Raw genomic sequence first — 24,376 nt, forward strand, 5'->3', positions numbered from 1 at the left:
GAACTCAACGGACGACCCCGCCAAACCCTCGACTGGCAGAATCCTGCCGAGGTACTCAACAAGCACCTCGTTGCAACAGCCGCTTGAAACCGCCCAGTTCGGATGCCCCGATTTCCCGGAAGCCGAGTCGATCATTCAGGTAGCAGCTCCCGCGGCGTCAGCCACTGGTCCGCCGGGGCAGGCGGGCGGTGCAGGGGGTCTCGTGGTCGGCCCGCAGCACGCAACGACGGCCACCGTCCAGCCGCCGATCGCAGAAGACCCAGTGCCGTACCCCCTGGTCGTCCTCGGTGGAGACGATGATCCCGCCGAGGTCGATCCGGGCGAGGAAGGCCAGTGACCGGCCGGCGGTCCGGCCCAACATCTTGGCGCGAGCCAGGTCCGGCGCGGCGACCGGCAGATGGATGACGTAGCGCCCGCTCATCGCCGCCGCCCCAGGTCAGGCATGAGTCGTGGTCCTCTCCTCGCGGGTGCGGTGGAAAAAGCAGGGCCGGGACGAACCACGGGGGAAGTCCGCCCCGGCCTGTTGAGCGCCCCAGTGCCATCCGGAAGCGTTCGTCCCGAACCTACAATCGGTAGCGGTTGTAGGTCAACGACCAAGCTCCGATTGCTTGAGGTCGGAGGTAGTGGCGTGATCGAATGGGCGTGCCATCCGGGGAGTGTGCATGCCCAAGCAGCAGTACCAGGTTCTCGCAGACGAGTTGCGGAACAAGATCGAATCAGGCGAGTGGTTGCCGGGCACGAAACTGCCGAGCCGTTCGCAGCTCTGCAAGGAGTACGGCGTGTCGGACACGGTGGTCGGCAAGGCCATGATGATTCTCCGAGCAACCGGGCTGACCGAGACGCTGGAAGGCGTCGGCGTGTTCGTTGCGGAGAAGCCCTAGACCTTGGTGCCGAGGGGCCGAATTCGACCAAGATCTACCCCTCGTTCAGCAAGCGGTAGCCTTGGCTGGTGCGAGTACGTGTCGAGCAGATTGCCTTACCGGGGATCGGGGTACGCCACGATCTGGTGACGGAGTCCGGACGCCGCCTGGGCGTGGTCTCCCACCGCAACGGCCGCCGGGATCTTGTCCTCTACGACCCCGACGATCCCGACTCCTGCCAGGCCGACATCCCGCTGACTGACGACGAGGCGGAGGCGCTGGCCGACATCCTCGGCGCGTCGCTGATGCTCGGTCAGCTCTCCGGGCTGCGCGAGCAGGCCGCCGGTCTGCTCACCGAGCAGATCGCCATCCCGGCGGGCTCGCGGTACGTCAACCGGCAACTGGGTGACACCAAGGCGCGTACCCGCACCAGCGCCTCCATCGTGGCGGTGCTGCGCGACGGCGAGGTCATCGTCTCGCCGCTTCCCACCTTCCGCTTCGCGGCCGGCGACGTGGTGGTCGTGGTCGGGACCCGCAAGGGTCTCGACGGCGTGTCCGCCCTCCTCGCCGACAGTGACCCGGACGGCTGAGGCGGATGCACGAATCCACCACGCTGCTCGTCGAAGTCGGCGCGCTGCTGCTGCTGCTCGGCGTCCTCGGCCGGCTCAGCCGCCGGATCGGTCTCTCACCCATCCCGCTCTATCTGCTCGCCGGGCTCGCGTTCGGGCACGGCGGGCTGCTCCCACTGGCCGCCAGCGAGGAGTTCTTCGCTGTCGGCGCCGAGATCGGCGTGATCCTGCTACTGGTCATGCTCGGCCTGGAGTACTCGGCCAACGAACTGGTCGGCAACCTCCGCTCGGCGGCCCCGGCCGGCCTGATCGACGGTCTGTTCAACGCGTTGCCCGGCGCGGCGTTCGCCCTGCTGATGGGCTGGGACTGGGTGGCCGCCCTGGTGCTCGGCGGCATCACCTGGGTCTCCTCCTCCGGAGTGATCGCCAAGGTCCTCGCCGACCTGGGCCGGCTCGGTAACCGGGAGACTCCGGTGATCCTCTCGGTCCTGGTGGTCGAGGACCTGGCCATGGCGTTCTACCTGCCGCTGGTCACCGCGGTGCTGGCCGGCAGCGGGCTGCTCGGCGGGGGCATCGCGCTCGCCGTCGCGGTGGGCACCGTGCTGCTGGTGCTGCTGGTCGCCATCCGCTACGGCCACCTGATCTCCGCCGCCCTGTCCGCGAAGGATCCGGAGGCGCTGCTGCTCGGCGTACTCGGTCTGACCCTGCTGATCGCCGGCGTCGCGGCGAAGCTGCAGGTGTCGGCGGCGGTCGGCGCGTTCCTGGTCGGCATCGCGCTCTCCGGCCCGGTGGCGCACCACGCCACCGAACTGCTGAGCCCGTTGCGGGACCTCTTCGCCGCGGTGTTCTTCGTCTTCTTCGGGCTGGTCACCGACCCACGCGACATCCCGCCGGTGCTGCTGCCGGCGCTCGCGCTGGCGGTGGTCACCATGGGGACGAAGACGCTGACCGGCTATCTGGCGGCCAGGCGGGTCGGCATCGCCGAACCCGGTCGCTGGCGGGCCGGGCTCGCGCTGGTCCCCCGAGGCGAGTTCTCCATCGTCATCGCGGGTCTCGCGGTGGCGGCCGGCAGCGTCGAGCCGCGGTTGGCCGCGCTCGCCACGGCGTACGTTCTGATCACGGTGGTGACCGGGCCGATGCTGGCCAGGCTGCCCGACTTCCCGTGGTTCAAGCGCTGGCTGCGCCGCCGTGCCGCGCTGCAACGGCGGGAGCCGGTGCCGGTGGGGGACTGACGCCCGTCGCTGCCCCCATGAGCCGGGTCGGCCGTACGGTCGACCCGGCTAGGCCAACGGTTGCTGAATTGCTCCCCTGAGGGGCTACCGCCGCTGTCCGGTTGCGATTAGCGTGTCGCCCCAGCAGCCCAAGGTCCGCAGGCGGCTGGTACCACTGCGGGCAGAGTGGAAGGTTGGCCGGTGAGCGTGCAGGAGTCGACGTTCCACGGCTTTGCCAACCCCGTCGATCCATCGCCGGCGGAGTTGCGCGCGTGGGCCTACCAACCCGATTCGGTGCCGTTGGCGTCGATGCCACCCGACTGGGACCTGCTGGTCTCCGGCGACCGGCTGGTGCTGACCCTCTTCGACCTGGCGATGGACCCGAGCTGCCCGGCCCGCCGGTTCGCCCTGCACTGCCTCTACATCTATGCGGCCGACGGCATCCGGACGAACTTCCGCGCCCACCCCAAGCGCCGCTTCCGGAAGCTGGTCGAGCAGGCCGAGAAGACCGGCGACGAGATGATGCGGACCTGGGCGCACAACAGCCGGGTGCTGCTGGCCCGGCAGGATCTCTTCGTCTACCGGGACTGGTGCGAAGGCGGCCTGGTCCGGGAGAACCGCCGAATCGGCTGACCCGCGTTTTGAGGCGAACGGGCCGGGACCCCCGCCCCGGCATCACCGCGTCCCGGCCCGCATCTTGAAGGCGAACGGGCCGGGACCCCCCGTGGGTCCCGGCCCGCACGTCGGCGTCCGGTTTTCAGCCCGGCCCGCCCTACCCTCCTGGTCGGCTCTCCGCCCGCTCCCGGTCGGCCCCGTGGTCCGGCCGGTCGGCGAAGCGCCCCTCCTTCACCACGTCGGTGAAGCGTCCTTTGGTGATCTCTTCGAACCGCTCCCGGACCGTCTCGGCAATCTTGTCGAGCCGATCGTCCGCCTGCTGGGCCACCTGCTTCGCCGCATCCGTCATCGCTCCCCCATGCCAGTGGGTCTGCTTTGCGCGGAAAGGACCTCATTTGCACACTAACGGGAACGGCCCGGCCCGCGCCGGAAAACCAGCCAGCGGACCGGGCCGTTCAGGTCCCGGAGGTGAGTGTCGGGTCAGCGTTCGGGGCCGCGGCGGGGCCGCCAGACCACCAACGCGGTGGAGGTGCGGTTGGTCGGCACCAGGTCGCGGCCCGGGAAGCGGGCCAGCGACTCCAGTTCGGCGATCCGGTGGTACGCGGCGTCCAGCTCCGCCTCCAGCCGGGCCACCCGCTGCTGCGCCTGCTCGACCAGGCGTTCCAGCCCGATGATCCGCTTGACCCCGGCCAGGTTGATCCCGTCGTCCTGGCTGAGCCGCTGCACCTCGCGCAGCAGCACCACGTCCCGGACGCTGTAGCGGCGACCGCCGCCGGCCGCCCGGCCGGCCTGCACCAGGCCGAGTCGGTCGTACTGGCGCAGGGTCTGCGGGTGCATTCCCGCCATCCGCGCCGCGACCGAGATCATCAGCACCTTGGCCTCGTAGGCCGGGTCACCCGCCGAACCAGCGAACCCATCCGACATCCCGCTCACCTCCGCGTCACTGACCGCGTCAACCGACTCGACGCACCCGCGCGTCGAGATGTTCCCGCGCCGCCGGCGCCGTCTGCTCGGCGAACTCCTCCAGCGCCGCGCGCGCCTCGTCCGACACCCGTGCCGGCACCACCACGTCCAGTGTCACCAACAGATCGCCGGCCTGCCCGTCCCGGCGGGTCACGCCCATGCCCCGCGCCCGCAGGATCCGACCGCTCGGGGTACCCGGCGGGACCCGCAGGGTCACCGCGCCGTCGAGCGTGGGTACCCGCAGGTCGGTACCGAGCACGGCCTCCGCGAAGGTGATCGGCACGGTCAGCGTCAGGTCGTCGCCGCTGCGCCCGAAGAGCTCGTCCGGCCGGACCTTGACGTGTACGAACAGGTCGCCGGCCGGCCCGCCGCGCTCGCCCGGCTCGCCCCGCCCGGCCAACCGGATCCGCTGGCCGTCAGCCACCCCGGCGGGGAAGCGGACGTTCAGCGTGCGGGTCTTCGTCACCCCACCGGTGCCGTGGCACTCGGGGCACTTCTCCTCGACCACGGTGCCCACGCCCTGGCAGTTGCGGCACGGCTCGGAGAAGCTGAAGGAGCCCTGGTTGCGGGTCGTCACACCGGCGCCGTGGCAGACCGGGCAGGTGCGCGGCTGGGTACCGGGCTTGGCGCCGTTGCCGTGGCAGGTGTCGCAGACGCCGGGGGCGCGCAGGGTCAACGGCAGGGTCACGCCGCGCACCGCGTCGCCGAAGTCCAGCGCCACCTCGGTCTCCACGTCCCGCCCGCGGGCCGGGCCGCGCGGGGCGGTCGAGCCGGCCTGCCCACCCGAGAAGATCGAGCTGAACAGGTCGGAGAAGCCGGCGCCGCCGAAGCGGCGGTCTCCTCCGCCGCCGGCCGTCGCGCCGCCGAACAGGTCGGAGACGTCGAACGGGACGCCCCCGGGGTCGCCCGCACCCCGGGCGTTACGCCGGAACGCCCCGGAACCGAAGAGGGATCGCATCTCGTCGTACTCCCGGCGTCGGCCGGGGTCGGAGAGCACGTTGTTCGCCTCGGACGCGGCCTTGAACCGCTCCTCGGCCTTCGGGTCGCCCGGATTGTGGTCCGGATGCGATTCCCGGGCCACCTTGCGGTACGCCTTCTTGATCTCGTCCGCGGAGGCAGCCTTGTCCACGCCGAGCACGGCGTAGAAGTCCTTCTCGATCCAGTCCTTGGAACTCACCGGTCCACCCCCTTCCGACCGTGGTGGCCCGGTCGCCCCGCCCGCCGTCGTACGGCGGACGGGGCGACCCGGTCACTGCTTGGCACTATTCCGGTTCCGCCACCGCGACCAGAGCCGGCCGCAGCAGACGCTCACCCAGCTGGTAGCCCCGCCGCATCACCTGCACGCAGGTCGGCTCGGTCACGTCGGCGGAGGTCTGGTGCGCCACCGCCTCGTGCAGCGTCGGGTCGAACGGGTCGCCCTGCTCGCCGAACGGGGTCAACCCGAACTTGCCGAGCGCCGTGGTGAGCTGCTCCGCCACCGTTCCGAACGGCCCGACCAGGTCACCGTGTTCCCGGGCCCGGTCCAGGTCGTCCAGGATCGGCAGCAGCGCGGCGAGCACCGACCCGGTCGCCTGCTCGGTGACCACGCCCCGGTCCCGGTCCACCCGCTTGCGGTAGTTGGCGTACTCCGCCGACACGCGCTGGAGGTCCCGCGTCCGCTCGTCGAGGTCGGCGCGGAGCGCCTCCAGCTCGGCGCCGAGGCTGGTGCTGGTCGCGGCGTCGACCGGCTCGGCCGGCGCGTCCACCACCGGCGGGCCGCCGGCGGTCGCGCCGTCGATCGTGCCGGCCTCGACCTCGATCTCGTCGACCACGACCTCGGCGTCCTCGACCAGCCCTTCGGCCGAGACGTCGGTGGCGGCGTCGGCGGCCGTCCCCTCCGGCTCTGCGGGCCGGCTGATCTTGCGGTTGTTGCGGATGACGACCCGCGGCGCGTCACCGGTGGCCGGCTCGGCGGGCGCGGAGCCACCCGGCGTCGACCCGGTCTTGCCCCGGTCGGCGGCTCGTGGCTTCTCCGTCATGCGGCTACCTCATCCCTTCACCGTGGACACGTGTCGGAGGCCGACGGTCACTTCTTGCCGTCCTCGTCCACGATCTCCGCGTCGACCACGTCGTCGGCGCCACCGGCCGCCTGCGGGCCGGTCGCCCCGGCGGCACCCGGGCCGGCCTCGCCGCCCGGCTGCTGGCCCTGCTCACCCTGCTGGGAGTAGAGCAGCGAACCGGCCTGCTGGGACACCTGCGCCAGCCGCTCGTGCGCCGACTTGATCTTCTCGATGTCCTGGCCGCCGAGGGCGCTACGCAGCTCGCCGAGCGCCTCGTTGAGCTGGTCGCGGTTCTCCGCGGGCAGCTTGTCGCCGCTCTCCGCGAGGAACTTCTCGGTCTGCCACTGCAGCGCCTCGGCCACGTTGCGGGTCTCGGCCTCGTCGCGACGACGCTTGTCCTCGTCGGCGTGCTCCTCGGCGTCCCGGCGCATCCGCTCGATGTCGTCCTTCGGCAGCGAGGAGCCGCCGGTGATCGTCATCTTCTGCTCCTTGCCGGTGCCAAGGTCCTTGGCGTGCACGTTGACGATGCCGTTGGCGTCGATGTCGAAGGTGACCTCGATCTGCGGCACGCCGCGCGGCGCCGGCGGGAGGCCGGTCAGCTCGAAGGTGCCGAGCTTCTTGTTGTAGGACGCGATCTCCCGCTCACCCTGGAAGACCTGGATCAGCACCGACGGCTGGTTGTCGTCCGCCGTGGTGAAGACCTCGGAGCGCTTGGTCGGGATGGTGGTGTTGCGCTCGATCAGCTTGGTGAAGATGCCGCCCTTGGTCTCGATGCCCAGGCTCAGCGGGGTCACGTCGAGCAGCAGGACGTCCTTGACCTCGCCCTTGAGCACACCGGCCTGGAGCGCGGCGCCGACGGCGACGACCTCGTCCGGGTTGACGCCCTTGTTCGGGTCACGGCCGGTCAGCTGCTTGACCAGGTCGGTGACGGCCGGCATCCGGGTCGAGCCGCCGACCAGGATCACGTGGTCGACGTCGGAGACCTTGATCCCGGCGTCCTTCACGGCCTGCTCGAACGGGCCCTTGCAGCGGTCCAGCAGGTCCTGCGTCATCCGCTGGAACTCGGCGCGGCTCAGCGTCACGTCGAGGTGCAGCGGGCCGGCGGAGCCCGCCGTGATGTACGGCAGGTTGATGTTGGTGGTGGTGGCGGCGGACAGCTCGATCTTGGCCTTCTCGGCGGCCTCGCGCAGCCGCTGCAGGGCCATCTTGTCCTGGCCCAGGTCGATGCCGTGCTCGCCACGGAAGGTCTTCACCAGGTGGTCGATGATCCGCTGGTCCCAGTCGTCACCACCGAGGTGGTTGTCACCGCTGGTCGACTTGACCTCGATGACGCCCTCGGCCAGCTCCAGCAGGGAGACGTCGAAGGTGCCACCGCCGAGGTCGAAGACCAGGACGGTCTGCTCCTTGGAGCCCTTGTCCAGCCCGTACGCCAGCGCGGCCGCGGTCGGCTCGTTGACGATCCGCAGCACGTTGAAGCCGGCGATCTCACCGGCCTCCTTGGTGGCCTGGCGCTGGCCGTCGTTGAAGTAGGCCGGAACCGTGATCACCGCGTCGGTGATCTGCTCGCCCAGGTACGCCTCGGCGTCCCGCTTGAGCTTCATCAGCGTGCGGGCCGAGATCTCCTGGGGGGTGTACTTCTTGCCGTCGATGTCCACCGACCAGTTGGTGCCGATTTCCCGCTTGACCGACCGGATCGTCCGGTCCGGGTTGGTCACCGCCTGGCGCTTCGCGACCTCACCGACGAGCACCTCACCGTTGCGGGCGAACGCGACGATCGACGGGGTCGTCCGCGAGCCCTCAGCGTTGGCGATGACGGTGGGCTCACCGCCCTCGAGAACGCTGACGCAGGAGTTCGTCGTGCCGAGGTCGATACCGACCGCACGTGCCATCTTCGCTTCCTCGCTTCGTAAAGGTTGAGCAGGTGACGGGCACCGCCCGCTGAGCTGCCCGGTGGGCGCCGCCGCAGCGGGCGCCACCACAAGTTGAGTGAACCGGACTCAATAGTGCCACGCGTCCGCAGATCGTCAAGTCGGGGTTGAGTGAACCCGACGCAACCTTCGTTTGCTACTGATCGGTTGTCTTCCCTTGCATCGGTCGGGCACGCTTTAGCGGTGACGACGCACGGCGATCCCGCCACCCAGTCCGGCGCGCCCGCCGTCGCAGCCCGCACCGGCCCGCCGGATGACGCGGAGGACCCGCCCGCCACCACCGGGGACGACACCCTCCCCGCCGCCCTGGAGGGCCTGCGCGCCGCGATCGGGGCGACCAGTTTCCCGCTGAGCCTGCCCTCGGCCGAGCCGGCCCGGCGCACCGCCGCCGGGCTCACCGACCAGCTCGACGACTACCTGCTGCCCCGGCTCACCCGACTCGACGCCCCCCTGCTGGTGGTGGTCGGCGGCTCCACCGGCGCCGGCAAGTCGACCCTGGTCAACAGCCTGGTCCAGGCCCGGGTGAGCGCGGCCGGCGTGCTCCGCCCGACCACCCGCTCACCGGTGCTGGTCTGCAGCCCGGCCGACTCGTCCTGGTTCCGTCAGGGCGAGCTGCTGCCCGGCCTCACCCGCACCAACGAGCCGAGCGAGGATCCGGGCACCCTCCAGCTCGTCACCGCCCCCGCGCTCCCGCCCGGCCTCGCCTTCCTCGACGCGCCGGACATCGACTCGGTCGTCGACGCCAACCGGGCGCTCGCCGGTCAACTGCTCGCCGCCGCGGACCTCTGGCTCTTCGTCACCACCGCCGCCCGCTACGCCGACGCCGTCCCCTGGGAGCTGCTGCGCAGCGCCCGGTCCCGGGGCGCCGTGATCGCGATGGTGCTCGACCGGGTGCCGGCCGAGGCGAGCGACGAGATCGCCGCCCATCTCTCCGAGATGCTCGCCGAGCAGGGTCTCGGTCAGGCGCCGCTCTTCGTGCTCCCGGAGACCTGGGTCGACGGGCAGGGGCTGCTGCCGGGGCGGGTCACCGCCCCGCTCGCCGACTGGTTCGCCCGGCTGGCCGCCGACGCGGACGCCCGGGCCGCCGTGGTGCGCCAGACCCTGGACGGGGCGCTGGCCGCGGTGCACCCCGCCATCGAAGGGCTCGCCGACGCCGCCGACGAGCAGGTCGAGACGGCCGACGCGCTCGACGAGCGGGTCCAGGCCGCCTACCGGGGCGCGCACCGCACGGTGGAGCAGGGGCTGACCGACGGCCGGCTGCTCCGCGGTGAGGTGCTCGCCCGTTGGCAGGAGTTCGTCGGCACCGGCGAGTTCTTCCGCACTCTCGAAGCCCGGATCGGGCGGCTGCGCGACCGGTTGATCGCCGCGGTGACCGGGCGTCCGGCGCCCGCCGCCGAGCTGCGTACCGCGATCGAGTCCCAGCTGGTGACGCTGCTGCGCGGGGTCGCCGCCGAGGCGGCCGAAAACGCGTACACCGGGTGGAAGGCGCACCCGGCCGGCGCGGCGCTGCTCGAACCCGGGCTCGCCCATCCCGGCGACGACCTGCCCGAACGGGCCGAGCGGCTGGTCCGGGAGTGGCAGCGCGGGGTGCTGGACCTGGTCCGCGCGGAGGGCGGCGACAAGCGGTTCGTGGCCCGCACCGCCGCGTACGCGGTGAACGCCACCGGGCTGGCGGTGATGATCGCGGTGTTCGCCTCGACCGCGTTCATCCCGACCGGGCTCGAGGTGGCCACCGGGGCCGGCACCACGGTGGCCGCGCAGGCCGTACTCCAGGCGATCTTCGGCGACCAGGCGGTCCGTACGCTCGCCAACAAGGCCCGCGTCGACCTGCTCGACCGGGTGCGGACGCTGCTCGACGAGGAGGCCGCCCGCTACCTCGCCCGGACGGAGGCGGCCCGGCCCGGGCCGGAGACCGCCGACGCGCTGCGGCGCGCCGCGACCCGGGTGGAGATCGCCCGGCACCGCAGCGGCCTCACCACCGGGGAGGGCGACCGGTGAGCGCGAGGAGTGAGCTTGCGAGCCCCGCAGTCGCGAACGAAAGGCCGGCCCGGTGAGCGCGAGGAGTGAGCTTGCGAGCCCCGCAGTCGCGAACGAAAGGCCGGCCCGGTGAGCAACGTCGTCGGTCGGATGCGTGAGGCGTTCCGGGGTGACCAGCGGGTCGACCCGGACGCGCTGCTCGCCCGCCTGGACGCGGTCCGCCGCTTCCTCGGCGCGGCGGACGGGCACCTGCCCGATTCTCAACTCGTCCCGGCGCACACCCTGGTCGAGCGGGCCGGCACCCGGCTGGCGCTCTCCCGGGACCACACCGTGGTCGCGCTGGCCGGTGCCACCGGCAGCGGCAAGTCCAGCCTGTTCAACGCGCTGGCCCGGCTGGAGCTCTCCCCGGTCGGGGTACGCCGGCCGACCACCGGGGTGACGCACGCCTGCGTCTGGGGCCAGCAGGAGGGCGCGGTCCGGCTGCTCGACTGGGTCGGCGTGCTGCCCCGGCACCGGTTCGTGCGGGAGAGCGCCCTGGACGGCGACGACGAGTCGGCGCTGCACGGCCTGGTCCTGCTCGACCTGCCCGACTTCGACTCGGTGCAGCGGTCCCACCGGATGGAGGTGGACCGGCTGCTCGGCCTGGTCGACCAGGTGATCTGGGTGGTCGACCCGCAGAAGTACGCCGACCGGGTGATCCACACCGGCTACCTGCGCGAGTTCCACCGGCACCGGGACGTCACCCTGGTCGTACTCAACCAGGCCGACCGGCTGCCCCCGGCCGAGCTGCCCCGGGTCCTGGCGGACCTGCGCCGGCTGCTCGACGCGGACGGGCTGGACGGCGTCCCGCTGCTGGCGACCACCGCGATCGACCCGGCCGGGATCGGCGACCTGCGCGCGGCGCTGGAGCGGACGGTGGCCGAGCGGCAGGCGGCGCTGCGCCGGCTCGCCGGGGACGTCGACACGGTGGTGAGCGAGCTGGACGAGCTGGTGGGCTCCGCCCGGCCGGCGGGCGGCCCGGACGACGCCACGGTCGACGGGCTGACCCGGGCGCTGGCCGGGGCGGCCGGCGTGCCGGCGGTGACCGACGCGGTGCAGCGGGCGTACCGGCACCGGGCCGTCGCCAGCACCGGCTGGCCGCTGGTCCGCGGCTGGCGGCGGCTGCGCCCGGACCCGCTGCGCCGGCTGCACCTGCCCGGGCCGGGCGGCGAGACCGCCGACCCGGCGGAGAGCCTGGTCGCCGCGACCTCGGTACCGGATCCCACCGCCGCCCAGCGCTCCGCGCTCGGGCTGGCCATCCGGGCGGTGGCCGACCGGGCCGCCGCCGAGCTGCCGGCGGACTGGCCGGCAGCGGTGACCACGGCGGCGCGGTCGCGCCTCGGCGACCTGCCGGACGAGCTGGACCGCGCGGTCGCCGGCACCGATCTCGGGATGGGCCACCGTCCGGTCTGGTGGCGGGTGGTCGGCGCGCTGCAGTGGCTGGTCACCCTGGCCGCGCTGGTCGGGCTGGGCTGGCTGGTGCTCGGCTACGCGCTGCGCGCGCTCGGCCTGCCGAAACTGGACAACCCGGCCGTGGGCGAGGTGCCGCTGCCCACCGTGCTGCTGCTCGGCGGCCTGCTCGCCGGGCTGCTGATCTCCGCGCTGACCCGGCCGGTCGTCCGGTGGGCGGCCCGGCGGGCGCGGCGCCGGGCCGAGCGGCGGCTGACCGCCGCGGTGGCGACGGTGGGCGACGAGTACGTGCTCACCCCCGTCCGGGTCGTGCTCGCCTCCTACGCCGAGGCCCGGGACGCGCTGAAGGACGCCGCCCGCCGCTGATCCGGCCGATCGCTACCACTCGCCGGAGCGCCCGCCGGGCGTAGGGTCGGAGCATGGCCACGCCTCAGACCCCCTACGACGCGGTGCTGCACGCCGCACGCGACGTGACCAAGCTCGACTGCGCCCTGGACGCCGAGATGCTCGGCGCCGCGCTGCTCGGCAGCGTCTACGCGATCGCCGAGACCGACCGCAGCGCTGCCGTCCGGGAGTTCGTCGCCGGCTTCCTCGTCGCCACCGCGCGCCGGCGTACGGCCGCGGCCACCACCATCCGCTCGGTCTTCGCCACCCTGGTGCCGGACGCCGAGGGCGCCGGCCGGGTCCGCCCGGGCAGCCAGGCGCCGGCGTGGTCCGGTCAGCTCGGCCGGGTGCACCTCACCGGCAGCTGGGCCTACGGCGACGTGTACGGCGACCAGACCTCCTACCTGGCCACCTTCGCCTACGACGACGCGGTCGGCGGCCCGGAGCACGCGCTGGTGGCCCTGGTCGACCACAACATCGGCATCACCAAGGACGTCTTCGTCGGCGGCCCCGCCGAGCGGATCCTGGAGCAGGTCCGGCAGATGTGCGCTAGCGACGACCTGACCTGGTTCCGGGAGGAGGACCCCGCCCGGATGCGCAGCGAGGTGGCCCGGCACCTGCTGATCACGGACGACCTCGGCGAGCTGCCCGGCGAGGGGTCGCTCGCCACCGACCGGGCGCTGGTCGGCGCTCGACTGGCGCTGCTACCCGGCGCGGCGTTGCCGGCGCCCCGGGAGCCCGAACAGCTCTCCGCCGACGACCGGACCGAGCTGGTCCGGCGCTTCCTCGCCTCGCCGGAGGCGGCCCGCGCCGGGCTGGACACGGTCGACGGCCCCGAGCTGGCCTCGCTGCACTTCTGCCTCAGCCTGCTGCTCGACCACTCGGCGACCTTCCCGGACGCCGACCCGCTGCGGTGGAGCCCGGCGGTCGCCGGGCTGTTCCTGCTCGACTGGGTGCACCGGCGGGCGGTGCTGGACATGGACGACGCCGCGATGCTGCCCCGGGTGCTGCGGGCCTGGGCCGGCTACGCGGCCCACCGGCGCGGCCTGCCCGAGTCGGCGGCGGAGCAGACCGACACGGCGATCGAGGAGATGGTGCCGGAGTTCGCCCGGCTCTACAGCACCGGCGAACGGCGCAGCCCGGCGACGGCGGCTGTGGCGCAGCTGATGGCCGATGGGGTGGACCCCGACGACCCGGCCGCGCTGGACGCCTGGATCGAGGCCAACCGCCACCGGCTGGCCGACGACTGACCCCCACCCCCACCCCATTCGACCGAAGTGATCATGAGGTCTGCGCGACGAAGGAGATCGACTTCGCCGCAGGCCTCATGATCAACGGCACTGGGCGGGGGGCCGGAGGGCGGTCAGCGGAGGGCGGCGAAGACCACGCCGGCGACCAGTCCGCCGACCAGGCCACCGGCGACCACCTGGGTGGTGGTGTGGTCGCCCAGCCGGACCCGGGACCAGCCGACGACGGCCAACAGTGGGGCGGTGACCAGCAGCCGGGCCCCGAAGGTGAGCACCAGGACGACCACGGTGCCGGCGGCGACCGCCGAGTGGATGGACATCTTCCACCAGTGGCTCAGGGTCACCGCGACGACCAAGCCGACCACGCCGGCCGCGGCGAGCGCCAGCATCGGGCGCGGGGCGCCGAGCGCCGCGAGCAGGGCCAGCCCGGCGGCGACCGAGCAGAGACCGAAGAGCAGCGGCACCCGGCGCTGCTCGCGCAGCCCCACGTGGTGATCGGTGAACCGGCCCCGACGGACTCCGCCGACGATGTAGGCGAACGGGATGCCGCTGACGAAGACGGTGGCCAGCAGCCCCCAGGCGAGCCCGTGGGCGCCGCCCCGGGCGCTGTGCCAGCCGATGGTGAGCATCAGCGCCGAGACCAGCACCGCGGGCGCGGTCAGCTCGGTGACCAGCCGCGCCAGTCGCAACGTCGGGCCGCGCCGGGCGACGGTGCCCGGACGGGGTTCCGCACCGCCGCCCACGCCGTCTCCTCCGCTCCCGCACCGCCGGCCCGGCACGGGCCGGGACGGCTCAGCCGCTTCTGATCGTCACCGTACCGGCGGTGAGGTGGTCGGGTGCGGGTCCACCGGTTCCCGGGGCGCCGGAACGGTGCTGGCGGCCGGCGGGGTCGGACTCCCCCCGCTGCCGGGGGTCGGGCCGGCGGTCAGGGTCGCCGGCGGGTCGACGGGTGTCGGGTGGGTCGCGGGCGGATCGGTCGGCTCCGGCGGGCCCTCCGGTGGCGCCGAGTGGGTGGGGCTGGTCGTCCCGGTGGGAGTGGGCCGGGGCGGCACCGAGATGGTGCTGGTTGCCGTCGCCGTGGGCGACGGCCCGCCGGTCGGCGACCCCGTCGGCGACGGGCTCGGCGAGGCGGAGGGCGGGGTGGGTCGGGGCGGGCGCGGCGCCGGGGGCGGCGGCACCGGCCGGCCGGGGCCCGGTGGACGCGGCCCGGCCTGCTCCGGGCGGTCCGGCGTCTCCAGCGCGACCCCGGGCGACCAGCCGTTGGCTGCCGACGGGGTGATCACCGGGCGGGCCGGTGGGAGCGCGGGTTGACTGGTCATCGGCAGCGGGATGACCACCGGCCCGACCGACGGGGTCGGGATGAACGGGGTGCTGGTGTCCGGCAGGGCGGTGCTGCCCACCGTGGCCGAGCCGGCGCTGATCGCCGCCAGGATCGGCATCGACGCGGTGCCGGCGAGCAGCGCGACGGTGAAGAGGTAGCCCTTGGCCGGGGCGGTCGAGCCGCGGGCACGGTGCGCGCCGACCACCCGGCGGTAGCCGCCGTTGGTGGAGCGGTGCCGACCGAGCAGCGGCGTACCGGGACCGTCGGCTGGCTCGGACACCACGCCTCCCTCGTTGTCGACCGTGGACGGACCGGGACGCGAAACGTGACCCGGAGATGCGGCAAACCACCCGATCGTGGCGATCCCGCGGCATTCAGCCTGGCTCAGTAACGCTGCGTTGACCAGCCGTCCACAGCGTGTCGACACACCCAACTGACCGAACGGTGACGAATCAGCACCGGATCGTCTTGCGGCACCCGACGGGCCTGATGTTGACAAATGCCGCGAAGCAATTGGGTGCCGGCCGGAAGGGCGGGCGTACTTGTGGGCCCACTCACCTGCTCTGCGAATATGGACCACGACGGCAACGCAGCCGCGGCCTCCGCGCACCCTCGCGGCAGGTACGGCTGGGCGCCGGCGCTCCCGAACCGGGTTCGGCACCGAATCCGGCTCGCGCCGCGCGGCAACCCCCACCCGGGCTAGGCGCGGCCGCCAGGAACCCGTCCGGCACCGGCCGGACAGGTGCAGGATTTGCGCGGCCGGGTCACCCCCCGGTGCCGACGCAGAGACGACAGGGAGAGACGGATGGCAAAGGGCGACCCCGGGGTCACCACCCGCGGCAGGCGGGCCGCACCCCGCTCCAGGAAGTCCGCGGTCGGCGACCCGGACCTGGTACAGCTGCTCACCCCGGAGGGTGAGCGGATCGAGAGCTTCACCGGGCGGGACGGCACCGTGTACCGCGTCGACTTCACCGACGAGGAGTACCGCGGCCTCTACCGCGACCTGGTGCTGGTACGGAAGCTGGACGCCGAGGCCACCGCCCTGCAGCGTCAGGGTGAGCTGGGCATCTGGGCCAGCCTGCTCGGGCAGGAGGCGGCGCAGGTCGGCTCCGGCCGGGCGCTGCGTACCCAGGACATGGCCTTCCCGACCTACCGGGAGCACGGCGTCCTCTACTGCCGGGGCATCGACCCGATCATGCCGCTCGGCCTGTTCCGCGGCGTCGACCAGGGCGGCTGGGACCCGAACGAGTTCAAGTTCAACATGTACACGATCGTGATCGGGGCGCAGACCCTGCACGCGACCGGCTACGCCATGGGCATCACGATGGACGGCAAGACCGGCACCGAGGACGGCGAGGCGGTGATCGCCTACTTCGGCGACGGCGCCACCAGCCAGGGTGACGTCAACGAGGCCTTCGTCTGGGCCGGCGTGTTCAACGCCCCGATGGTCTTCTTCTGCCAGAACAACCAGTACGCGATCTCCGAGCCGCTGGAGCGGCAGACCCGGATCCCGCTCTACCAGCGGGCCGCCGGCTTCGGTTTCCCCGGTGTCCGGGTGGACGGCAACGACGTGCTGGCCTCGTACGCGGTGACCCGCACCGCGCTGGACAACGCCCGGCACGGGCAGGGCCCGAGCCTGATCGAGGCGTACACGTACCGGATGGGCGCGCACACCACCTCCGACGACCCGACCCGCTACCGGATCGCCAGCGAGGTCGAGGCGTGGCAGGCCAAGGACCCGATCGCCCGGGTCAAGGCCTTCCTGGAGAAGCAACAGATCGCCGACGCGGACTTCTTCGCCGAGGTCGACGAGCAGGCCCGCCGCGAGTCGGTGCACCTGCGCGAGCGGGTGCTCGCCATGCCCAACCCGGAGCCGGTGACGATGTTCGACCACGTCTACCCCACCGGATCCCCGCTGCTCGACGAGCAGCGCGCGCAGTTCAGCCGCTACATGGAGTCGTTCGAGGGGAGCGCCCACTGATGGCCACGGAGACGCTCACCCTCGGCAAGGCCCTGAACACCGGCCTGCGCCGCGCTCTCGAGAACGACCCCAAGGTCGTCATCATGGGCGAGGACGTCGGCAAGCTCGGCGGCGTCTTCCGGATCACCGACGGGCTCCAGAAGGACTTCGGCGACCAGCGGGTGATCGACACCCCGCTCGCCGAGTCCGGCATCATCGGCACCGCGATCGGCCTGGCCATCCGGGGCTACCGGCCGGTCTGCGAGATCCAGTTCGACGGTTTCGTCTACCCCGCGTACGACCAGATCGTGTCGCAGGTGGCGAAGATGCACTACCGCTCGCGGGGCAAGCTCAGCATCCCGATGGTGATCCGGATCCCGTTCGGCGGCGGCATCGGCGCGGTGGAGCACCACTCCGAGTCGCCCGAGGCGTACTTCGCACACACGGCCGGCCTGAAGGTGGTCTCCTGCGCCAACCCGCAGGACGCCTACGTGATGATCCAGCAGGCGATCGCCTCCGACGACCCGATCGTCTTCCTGGAGCCCAAGCGGCGCTACTGGGAGAAGGGCCCGGTCGACCTGGACGCGCCGTTGTCCGACGCGTACCCGCTGCACTCGGCCCGGGTGGTCCGGCCCGGCACCGACGTCACCCTGCTGGCGTACGGGCCGATGGTCCGGACCTGCCTGGACGCGGCAACCGCCGCCGCCGAGGACGGTCGGGAGCTGGAGGTCATCGACCTGCGCACGATCTCCCCGCTCGACCTGGGCGTCGTCTACGAGTCGGTGAAGCGCACCGGCCGGGCCGTGGTGGTGCACGAGGCCCCGTCCAACCTGGGTCTCGGCTCCGAGCTGGCCGCCCGGATCACCGAGCAGTGCTTCTACTCGCTGGAGTCGCCGGTGCTGCGGGTGACCGGCTTCGACATCCCCTACCCGGCCGCCCGGGTGGAGGAGGAGTACCTGCCCGACCTCGACCGGGTGCTCGACGCCGTCGACCGCACCTTCGGCTGGTGAGCGGCATGTCCCGGATCAAGGAATTCAACCTGCCCGACCTGGGCGAGGGGCTGACCGAGGGCGAGATCCTCAGCTGGCTGGTCAAGGTCGGCGACGTCATCGAGTTGAACCAGCCGATCGTCGAGGTGGAGACGGCCAAGGCGGCCGTGGAGATCCCGGCGAAGTGGGCCGGGCGGGTGCAGCGGCTCTTCCACCCGGAGGGCACCACGGTCGAGGTCGGCACGCCGATCATCGCGATCGACACCGACCCGGACGCCGGCCCGCTGGACACCCCGGACACGCCGTCGACCACCGGTCAGCCCAACGGCGACCTGCCCACCCCGTCAGCCGCGTCGTTGGCGGCGGTCGAGGTGGCGCCGGCCGAGGGCATGGTCGAGCCGGGTCTGATCGGCGGCCCCGCCCCGGGCGGGCGGACCGCCGTGCTGGTGGGCTACGGCCCGCGTACCACCGCGGCGAAGCGCCGCCCGCGCAAGGGCGCCGTCCCGGCGCAGGCCGTCACGACCCCCGCGCCGGTCGCCCCGGCGCCGGTCGCGCCGGCCCCGCAGCCGGCGGCCGTGCCGGCGCCGGGCCGCAACGGGCAGGGCGGTACGGCGGCCGGCGGGCTGGTGCTCGCCAAGCCGCCGGTGCGCAAGCTCGCCAAGGACCTCGGGGTCGACCTGAGCACGCTGACCGGGTCGGGCCCGCTGGGCTCGATCACCCGGGAGGACGTGCAGCAGGCGGCGAGCGGCGCCGTGGCGACGGCCGAGCCGATCACGGCGACGGTGGTCGGCACGACGGCTCCGAGCTTCGGCGCGGACCGCGAGCAGCGCATCCCGGTCAAGGGGGTACGCAAGCTCACCGCCGAGAACATGTCCCGGTCGGCCTTCACCGCCCCGCACGTGACGGAGTTCCTGACCGTCGACATGACCCGGGCGATGAAGGCGCTGGACCGGCTGCGCGGCCGGCGGGAGTGGCGCGACGTCCGGGTCTCGCCACTGCTGCTGGTGGCGAAGGCGGTGCTGTTGGCGGTCAAGCGGCACCCGATGGTCAACTCGACCTGGGCCGGCGACGAGATCGTGGTCAAGGAGTACGTCAACCTCGGCATCGCGGCGGCCACCGAGCGCGGCCTGATCGTGCCGAACATCAAGGACGCCGGGCGGCTCACGCTGCGCGAGCTGGCCGACGCGATGACCGGGCTGGTGCAGACGGCGAAGGCCGGCCGCACCTCGCCGGCGGACATGTCCGGCGGCACCCTGACCATCACCAACGTCGGGGTGTTCGGGGTGGACACCGGTACGCCGATCCTGCCTCCGGGCGAGTCGGCGATCCTGGCCTTCGGTGCCGTCCGGGAGATGCCCTGGGTGCACAAGGGCAAGGTCCGCCCGCGCCAGGTCACCACGCTGGGCCTCTCCTTCGACCACCGGATCATCGACGGTGAGCTCGGCTCGAAGTTCCTCCGCGACATCGGCGACTTCCTCGCCGACCCGGAGGCGGCGCTGCTCGCCTGGACCTGACCGGTCCTTCTCCACCAGCCACGGCCGGTGTGCCTCGGGTTAACGCCCGGCACACCGGCCGTGTCCGTTGGCAGGCGGAAACCTAAGCAGCCGGCTCGTTTTACCTTCGATTGTTCGGCTGGTGTCTCAGCTCACCTAATAATCGATGGAAGTTGGCCCTCCGGTGCGGTTAAATAGAGACACCAGGGGCTGACAACCGAATAGCCAGGAGGAGAGACACCATGAGCATGATCGAGCGGATCCGGACCCGTCGCGACGCCACCCGCCGCGCGCGTGCCATCGAGCACGCGCTGCGCTCGGCGAACTCGCCGGCGGTCCGCGAGGAGCTCCTCGCCATCGCCCAGCGTCACATGAGCTGACGCGCCACCACGTTCCTCTTCTCCTCCAGATCGATGACCCGCCCGGACGCCCCGGGCGGGTCATCGGCGTTTCACACCCGTCGGCACCGGGATTCCACCTAGCCGCAGCGCCCGGTACGGTGGGCTTCGGTCGTCGCCCGCCGACCCGGCGAGGTCGAGCCGATAGAAGCAGTTCGACATCGTCCGGCCACAGGGAGTGACGACCGGTGCTCCCCGGAGGCCGCGGGCGGCCACCGGATACGGTGCGGGGAGCCCGGCACGGCCGGCATGCCGGCGACGCCGGCAGCCCTGCCGAGGAAACCGATCGGCACGGGCGGCCGAATGTGATGGAGGAGGCGCACCGATGACGTCCGAGGGCCCGCACCACCCCGGCCAGGAGCCGGACGAGGTGTCACCGGGCGCCGGCGGACCGGCGCCGTACGGCGACCGGCCGGCGCAGCCAGGGAACGGCTACGGCGCCGCCGGCCCGGACCTGGGCTGGGCGCCCCCGCCGCCGGCAGGATCCAACCCGCCCGCCCCCGCCTGGACGGGGCAGCAGGACCAGTCCCCCGTTCCGCAGTGGGGCACCGCGCAGGTGCCGCCGCCCGCCGAGGCGGGGCAACCCGGCCCGTGGGCGAGCACCGGCGGCGCGCAGCAACCCGACCCGGCCTGGGCCGCGACCGGCACCGCCCAGCCCGGCTGGGGTGCGCAGCCTGAACAGCAGCCCGGCCCGGCCTGGGCCGGCGCCGAGCAGCCCGCCTGGGCGCAGTCCCAGCCGGCCGCCCGCGGTGCGGCGCAGGTGCCGGCCCCCGCGCCGGCCACGCAGGCCTGGCCCCAGGGCGACTCGGCCCGCTCCGGCGGTTGGGCCCAGCAGGAGGCCGCCGGCACCGCACCGCAGGACGACCCGGGCCGCGCCGACGGCTGGGCCGGCACCGGGCAGCCCGGCCCGGCCGGCGGCGGCTGGGCCGACGGTGGGCAGCAGGACACGCCGGCCGCCCGTGCTGGCGGCTGGGCCGACGGGCCCGCGCAGCAGGACGCCCCGGCGAACGCCGGCGGCTGGGCCGACGGTGGCCAGCAGAACGGTCAGCAGGCCTGGGGACAGGCCGAGCAGTCCGGCCAGACCTGGGGCCAGGCCGAGCAGTCGGCGCCGGCCTGGGGCCAGCCCGAGCCCGCCGCGCGCGGTGCCGCGCAGGTGCCGGCGGCGGACGACCCGGCCCGCTCCGGCGGTTGGGCCGCGCAGCAGGACCCGGCAGCCTCCGGCGGCTGGGCCAGCCAGCAGGACCCGGCCGGCTCCGGCGGCTGGCCGGCAGCGGCCGGGGCGCAGCCGGACGAGGCCGCGCAGCCGGCCGGCTGGGGTACCGCCACCGCGCCGGAGGACCGGCCGGGGCAGCCCGACTGGATGCTCGCGCAGAACGACGAGCGGCCGCAGGGGAACGCCGCCCCGGGCGGCTGGGGTGAGAGCCCTGCCGGCTCGACTCAGGACGACGCCGCCCCCTCCGGCGGCTGGGCTGCCGCGGAGCCGAACGGCGCGCCGGCCCGGGCCAGCGCGAGCGTGCCCGGTGCCGACGCCGCCCCGGCCTGGGGTGCGGAGAACCCCGCGCAGTGGACCGGCGCCGAGCGGCCCGCCGTGTCGGAGGTCGAGCCGTGGTCGGCCAGCGAGGCGTGGGGCCGGGCCGATGCCGACCCCGCGGCTGGCCGGGCCCCGGAACAGGCCGAGGAGCAGCCCGTCTACCAGCCCGGCCCGGCGCCGGGCATCTCACCGGCCAACGCGGTGCCGCTGCCCCCGCAGGAGCAGCGGGTACCCGGCGCCAGCCTGGCCGCCGCCCCGCCCGCCGACTACGCCCCGCCGGCCGAGTTCGGCTCGCCGGCCCCGTACGGCTCCCCGGCGGCCGAGCGCGCCGACTGGCCCGACCGGGCCGGTGGCGACGGTGCCAGGCAGTCGTACGAGCAGGAGCAGTCCGGTTGGGGTCAGGCCGAGGCCCGCAACGAGGAGCCGTCCTCGGCCGGGCCCGTGGTGCCCGCGCCGCGTACCTCCCCGGAGTCGGGTGCGGCCGCCCGCGCGTCCGTACCGCAGGCCGACGCCGGCGCGGTGGGCCGGGCCGCAGCGAGCGCCTCGGTGCCGCTGGCCAGCCGGGTGATGCCCCCGACCGACCAGGCCATGCACCCGTCGGGTTCACCCGCCCCGCAGCCCCGGGTCTACGGCCGGCCGGCCCGCCCCGAGACCGCGGACGAGCCGGTGCAGGCCGAGCCCGACCCGTACGGCATGGAGCACCGGCCCGAGTCCGGGCCGGAGCCTCGCTTCGACGACCGGGTGCCGCCGCCGAGCGGCTTCGCCGAGAACCCGCCGCTGAACGCCGGCCCGTCCGCCCCACCGGCCTTCCCGCCGGGCGTGCCGTCCTTCGTCGACGCGCCGAGCAGCAACCGGCCGATGAACGGCGTGCGCCCGCACCCCGGGACGGAGCGGCCGGCTGACCCGTTCGGCTCGCCGGCTTCGCCGCACGGCGATCCCGGCATGGGTGGGATGCCCGGTTACGGCCCGCCCGGCACGGCCGACCCGGCGCCCGGCGGGTTCCCCCCGCCGTTCCCGCCGCCTCCGCAGCAGCAGCCCCTGCCGTCCTGGGGACAGACCGCGCCGGCCGCCTCCGAGTCCGACCAGGGACGCTTCGACGCGTTCAAGCCGGACGAGGAGCCGAAGGTCGAGGCGCCGACGCCGAAGGTGCGCAACGGCCGGGTGCTGGCGGCCGTGCTGGTCGCCGCGGTGCTCATCCTGGCGGTGCCGCTGGGTCTGCTCATGCTGCTCGGCAAGGTCGGCGGCGGGAACGAGGCGCCGGCGTTCGACCCGGCCGTCGGCACCTGCGTGAAGCAGGACGGCGAGGGTGCCGTGGCCGCGGACTGCGGCGAGGCCAACGCGTTCACGGTGACCTCCAAGGTGGACAACAAGGACAAGTGCGCCGACCCGGCCCAGCCGCGGGTGGAGCTGTCGGGTGGCGGGTCCAACCGGGTGCTCTGCCTGAAGCCGGCCGGACAGTAGGACCATCCCGACGGCGGGGCCACGGACCTCCGTGGCCCCGCCGTCGCATCCGCCGCCGGCCACTCCCTGGGGTGTGATCGAGCCCGCTCGGGGTACCGGCCGACCCGGCCACCGGTCTCCGGCAGACTGGACGCATGAGCGCACGAGTACGGGCCCCCGAGCTGCGCGGTCGGGGCTGGCTGAACACCGGTGGGCGTGAGCTGAAGCTCGCCGACCTCCGCGGCAAGATCGTGTTGGCCGATTTCTGGACCTTCTGCTGCATCAACTGCCTGCACGTGCTCGACGAACTGCGCCCGCTCGAAGAGAAGTACGGCGACGTGCTCGTCGTGATCGGCGTCCACTCGCCGAAGTTCGAGCACGAAAAGGACCCGGACGCGTTGGCGGCGGCAGTCGAACGGTACGGGGTGCACCACCCGGTCCTCGACGACCCCGAGCTGATCACGTGGCAGCAGTACGCGGCCCGCGCCTGGCCGACCCTGTCGGTGATCGACCCCGAGGGTTACGTGGTGGCCACCATGGCCGGCGAGGGTCACGCCGAGGGCCTGGCCCGGCTGATTGACGAGCTGATCGCCACCCACGAGGCGAAGGGCACGTTGCACCGGGGCGACGGCCCCTACGTCCCGCCCGCCGAGCCGGAGACCACGCTGCGCTTCCCCGGCAAGGCCGTGCTGCTCGACTCCGGCAACCTGCTGGTCTCCGACTCGGCCCGGCACTCGCTGGCCGAGCTGGCACCGGACGGCGAGCGGCTGGTCCGCCGGATCGGCTCGGGTAGTCGGGGTCGGGTCGACGGGCCCGCCGGGGCGGCGACCTTCTCCGAGCCACAGGGGCTCTGCCTGCTCCCGAAGCACGTGGCGGAGGTGGCCGGCTACGACCTGGTCGTCGCGGACACCGTCAACCACCTGCTGCGCGGCGTACGGCTCGCCACCGGCGAGGTGGTCACCGTGGCCGGCACCGGGCGGCAGTGGCGCTCGACGGTCGACGACCACGCGCACGACGCGCTCTCGGTCGACCTGTCCTCCCCCTGGGACCTGGCCTGGTACGACGACAAGCTGATCATCGCGATGGCCGGCATCCACCAGCTCTGGTGGTTCGACCCGATCAAGCGGACCGCCGGCATGTACGCCGGCACCACCGTCGAGGCGCTCCGCGACGGCCTGCTGGCCGAGGCGTGGATGGCGCAGCCCTCCGGCCTCTCCGTCTCCGCCGACGGCACCCGGCTCTGGATCGCCGACAGCGAGACCAGTGCGATCCGGTACATCGAGAACGGGGTGCTGGGCACCGCGGTCGGGCAGGGGCTCTTCGACTTCGGCCACGTCGACGGGCCGGCCGAGACGGCGCTGCTCCAGCACCCGCTGGGGGTGTGCGCGCTGCCCGACGGGTCGGTGCTGGTCGCCGACACGTACAACGGGGCGGTCCGGCGCTTCGACCCGGAGACCGCCCAGGTCTCCACCGTCGCCGACGGCCTGGCCGAGCCGAGCGACCTGGTGCTCACCCCGGAGGGCGAGGTGCTGGTGGTCGAGTCCGCCGCGCACCGGCTCACCCGGCTGGCCCCCGGCGCGCTCTCCGCTGCCGGCGCGAGCACGGTGGACGGCCCCCGGCACCGCACCGAACGGAAGCCGACCGACGTCACCGCCGGCGAGCTGACCCTGGACATCATCTTCACCCCGGCGCCCGGCCAGAAGCTGGACGAGACGTACGGCCCGTCCACCCGGTTGGTGATCTCCGCCTCGCCACCGGAGCTGCTCGTCGAGGGGGCCGGCAGCGGCACCGAGCTGTCCCGCCGGCTGGTGGTCAACGGCGAGGTGGCCGGCGGCGTGCTGCAGGTGACCGCGCAGGCGGCGACCTGCGACGCGGACGTCGAGCACGCGGCCTGCCACCTGACCCGGCAGGACTGGGGGGTGCCGGTCCGGGTGGTCGACACCGGCGTCGCCCGCCTGCCGCTGGTCCTTCGCGGCCTGGACGCCTGAGACCCGGGCCCCGG

General features: G+C 73.6%; 21 protein-coding genes. 13 read left to right on the forward strand and 8 right to left on the reverse strand.

The features are described from left to right. Positions 1 to 157: 157 nt before the first annotated feature. Positions 158 to 421 carry a hypothetical protein gene (locus tag ACIBBA_RS25545; protein ID WP_396700472.1) on the reverse strand — a complete coding sequence of 88 codons (264 nt, stop codon included), beginning with the start codon at positions 419 to 421 and terminating at the stop codon, positions 158 to 160. Between the two features lie 241 nt (positions 422 to 662). On the opposite strand from ACIBBA_RS25545, the gene ACIBBA_RS25550 reads away from it, so the two are divergent. The 4 genes from ACIBBA_RS25550 (at position 663) to ACIBBA_RS25565 (ending at position 3,273) form a co-directional block, all read left to right on the forward strand. Next, complete coding sequence (locus ACIBBA_RS25550; RefSeq protein WP_396700473.1) at positions 663 to 881, forward strand: winged helix-turn-helix domain-containing protein; 219 nt, start codon at positions 663 to 665, stop codon at positions 879 to 881. 68 nt (positions 882 to 949) lie between these two features. Continuing rightward, entirely contained in the window at positions 950 to 1,450 is a 501-nt protein-coding gene (locus tag ACIBBA_RS25555) for a cation:proton antiporter regulatory subunit (protein WP_396700474.1), read from the forward strand. A 5-nt stretch (positions 1,451 to 1,455) separates the two neighbouring features. Continuing rightward, positions 1,456 to 2,661, forward strand: a complete 1,206-nt coding sequence (locus tag ACIBBA_RS25560) for a cation:proton antiporter (RefSeq protein WP_396700475.1) — start codon at positions 1,456 to 1,458, stop codon at positions 2,659 to 2,661. 180 nt (positions 2,662 to 2,841) lie between these two features. Continuing rightward, complete coding sequence (locus ACIBBA_RS25565; RefSeq protein ID WP_350868464.1) at positions 2,842 to 3,273, forward strand: hypothetical protein; 432 nt, start codon at positions 2,842 to 2,844, stop codon at positions 3,271 to 3,273. A 139-nt stretch (positions 3,274 to 3,412) separates the two neighbouring features. On the opposite strand, the gene ACIBBA_RS25570 is transcribed toward ACIBBA_RS25565, so the two are convergent. The 5 genes from ACIBBA_RS25570 to dnaK all read right to left on the reverse strand — a co-directional run bounded on the left by ACIBBA_RS25570 (position 3,413) and on the right by dnaK (position 8,146). Beyond that, on the reverse strand, positions 3,413 to 3,604 hold the full coding sequence (locus tag ACIBBA_RS25570; RefSeq protein WP_396700476.1) for a hypothetical protein: 192 nt from the start codon (positions 3,602 to 3,604) through the stop codon (positions 3,413 to 3,415). A 131-nt stretch (positions 3,605 to 3,735) separates the two neighbouring features. Further along, positions 3,736 to 4,179: a heat shock protein transcriptional repressor HspR gene (locus ACIBBA_RS25575; RefSeq protein ID WP_350868468.1), complete on the reverse strand. Its 444-nt coding sequence runs from the start codon at positions 4,177 to 4,179 to the stop codon at positions 3,736 to 3,738. 28 nt (positions 4,180 to 4,207) lie between these two features. After that, on the reverse strand, positions 4,208 to 5,395 hold the full coding sequence (gene dnaJ, locus ACIBBA_RS25580; RefSeq protein WP_396700477.1) for a molecular chaperone DnaJ: 1,188 nt from the start codon (positions 5,393 to 5,395) through the stop codon (positions 4,208 to 4,210). An 85-nt stretch (positions 5,396 to 5,480) separates the two neighbouring features. Next, a complete protein-coding gene (gene grpE, locus ACIBBA_RS25585; RefSeq protein WP_396700478.1) occupies positions 5,481 to 6,236 on the reverse strand; it encodes a nucleotide exchange factor GrpE in 756 nt (251 codons plus the stop codon). A 47-nt stretch (positions 6,237 to 6,283) separates the two neighbouring features. Beyond that, on the reverse strand, positions 6,284 to 8,146 hold the full coding sequence (gene dnaK, locus ACIBBA_RS25590) for a molecular chaperone DnaK (RefSeq protein ID WP_350868472.1): 1,863 nt from the start codon (positions 8,144 to 8,146) through the stop codon (positions 6,284 to 6,286). 222 nt (positions 8,147 to 8,368) lie between these two features. Between dnaK and ACIBBA_RS25595 the strand changes: the two genes are divergently transcribed. From ACIBBA_RS25595 to ACIBBA_RS25605, 3 genes are all read left to right on the forward strand, one after another. Further along, the gene (locus tag ACIBBA_RS25595) at positions 8,369 to 10,183 is read left to right on the forward strand and encodes an ABC transporter (RefSeq protein ID WP_396700479.1); all 1,815 of its coding nucleotides are present in this window, start codon (positions 8,369 to 8,371) and stop codon (positions 10,181 to 10,183) included. Between the two features lie 129 nt (positions 10,184 to 10,312). Beyond that, positions 10,313 to 11,977, forward strand: coding sequence for a GTPase (locus tag ACIBBA_RS25600; RefSeq protein WP_396700570.1), 1,665 nt, complete (start codon positions 10,313 to 10,315; stop codon positions 11,975 to 11,977). Positions 11,978 to 12,030: 53 nt separating this feature from the next. After that, on the forward strand, positions 12,031 to 13,245 hold the full coding sequence (locus ACIBBA_RS25605) for a hypothetical protein (protein WP_396700480.1): 1,215 nt from the start codon (positions 12,031 to 12,033) through the stop codon (positions 13,243 to 13,245). 113 nt (positions 13,246 to 13,358) lie between these two features. Here ACIBBA_RS25605 and ACIBBA_RS25610 read toward each other — a convergent pair whose 3' ends face one another. Both ACIBBA_RS25610 and ACIBBA_RS25615 read right to left on the reverse strand, forming a co-directional pair. Beyond that, on the reverse strand, positions 13,359 to 13,985 hold the full coding sequence (locus tag ACIBBA_RS25610) for a phosphatase PAP2 family protein (RefSeq protein WP_396700481.1): 627 nt from the start codon (positions 13,983 to 13,985) through the stop codon (positions 13,359 to 13,361). A 66-nt stretch (positions 13,986 to 14,051) separates the two neighbouring features. Continuing rightward, entirely contained in the window at positions 14,052 to 14,843 is a 792-nt protein-coding gene (locus ACIBBA_RS25615) for a hypothetical protein (RefSeq protein WP_396700482.1), read from the reverse strand. 525 nt (positions 14,844 to 15,368) lie between these two features. Between ACIBBA_RS25615 and pdhA the strand changes: the two genes are divergently transcribed. The 6 genes from pdhA to ACIBBA_RS25645 all read left to right on the forward strand — a co-directional run bounded on the left by pdhA (position 15,369) and on the right by ACIBBA_RS25645 (position 24,362). Beyond that, on the forward strand, positions 15,369 to 16,544 hold the full coding sequence (gene pdhA / locus ACIBBA_RS25620) for a pyruvate dehydrogenase (acetyl-transferring) E1 component subunit alpha (protein ID WP_357046822.1): 1,176 nt from the start codon (positions 15,369 to 15,371) through the stop codon (positions 16,542 to 16,544). Further along, a complete protein-coding gene (locus ACIBBA_RS25625; RefSeq protein ID WP_350868480.1) occupies positions 16,544 to 17,533 on the forward strand; it encodes an alpha-ketoacid dehydrogenase subunit beta in 990 nt (329 codons plus the stop codon). Before pdhA ends, ACIBBA_RS25625 begins: the two co-directional genes overlap by 1 nt. A gap of 5 nt (positions 17,534 to 17,538) precedes the next feature. Further along, a complete protein-coding gene (locus ACIBBA_RS25630) occupies positions 17,539 to 19,026 on the forward strand; it encodes a dihydrolipoamide acetyltransferase family protein (protein WP_396700572.1) in 1,488 nt (495 codons plus the stop codon). Between the two features lie 221 nt (positions 19,027 to 19,247). After that, positions 19,248 to 19,385 carry a hypothetical protein gene (locus ACIBBA_RS25635; RefSeq protein WP_350868483.1) on the forward strand — a complete coding sequence of 46 codons (138 nt, stop codon included), beginning with the start codon at positions 19,248 to 19,250 and terminating at the stop codon, positions 19,383 to 19,385. Positions 19,386 to 19,728: 343 nt separating this feature from the next. After that, positions 19,729 to 22,395 carry a hypothetical protein gene (locus ACIBBA_RS25640; protein WP_396700483.1) on the forward strand — a complete coding sequence of 889 codons (2,667 nt, stop codon included), beginning with the start codon at positions 19,729 to 19,731 and terminating at the stop codon, positions 22,393 to 22,395. A gap of 134 nt (positions 22,396 to 22,529) precedes the next feature. Next, positions 22,530 to 24,362, forward strand: a complete 1,833-nt coding sequence (locus tag ACIBBA_RS25645) for an NHL domain-containing thioredoxin family protein (protein WP_396700484.1) — start codon at positions 22,530 to 22,532, stop codon at positions 24,360 to 24,362. The last annotated feature ends 14 nt before the right edge of the window (positions 24,363 to 24,376 follow it).

Origin of the sequence: Micromonospora sp. NPDC051006, assembly GCF_044456245.1 — a bacterium.
In the GTDB taxonomy this organism is placed as follows: domain Bacteria; phylum Actinomycetota; class Actinomycetes; order Mycobacteriales; family Micromonosporaceae; genus Micromonospora.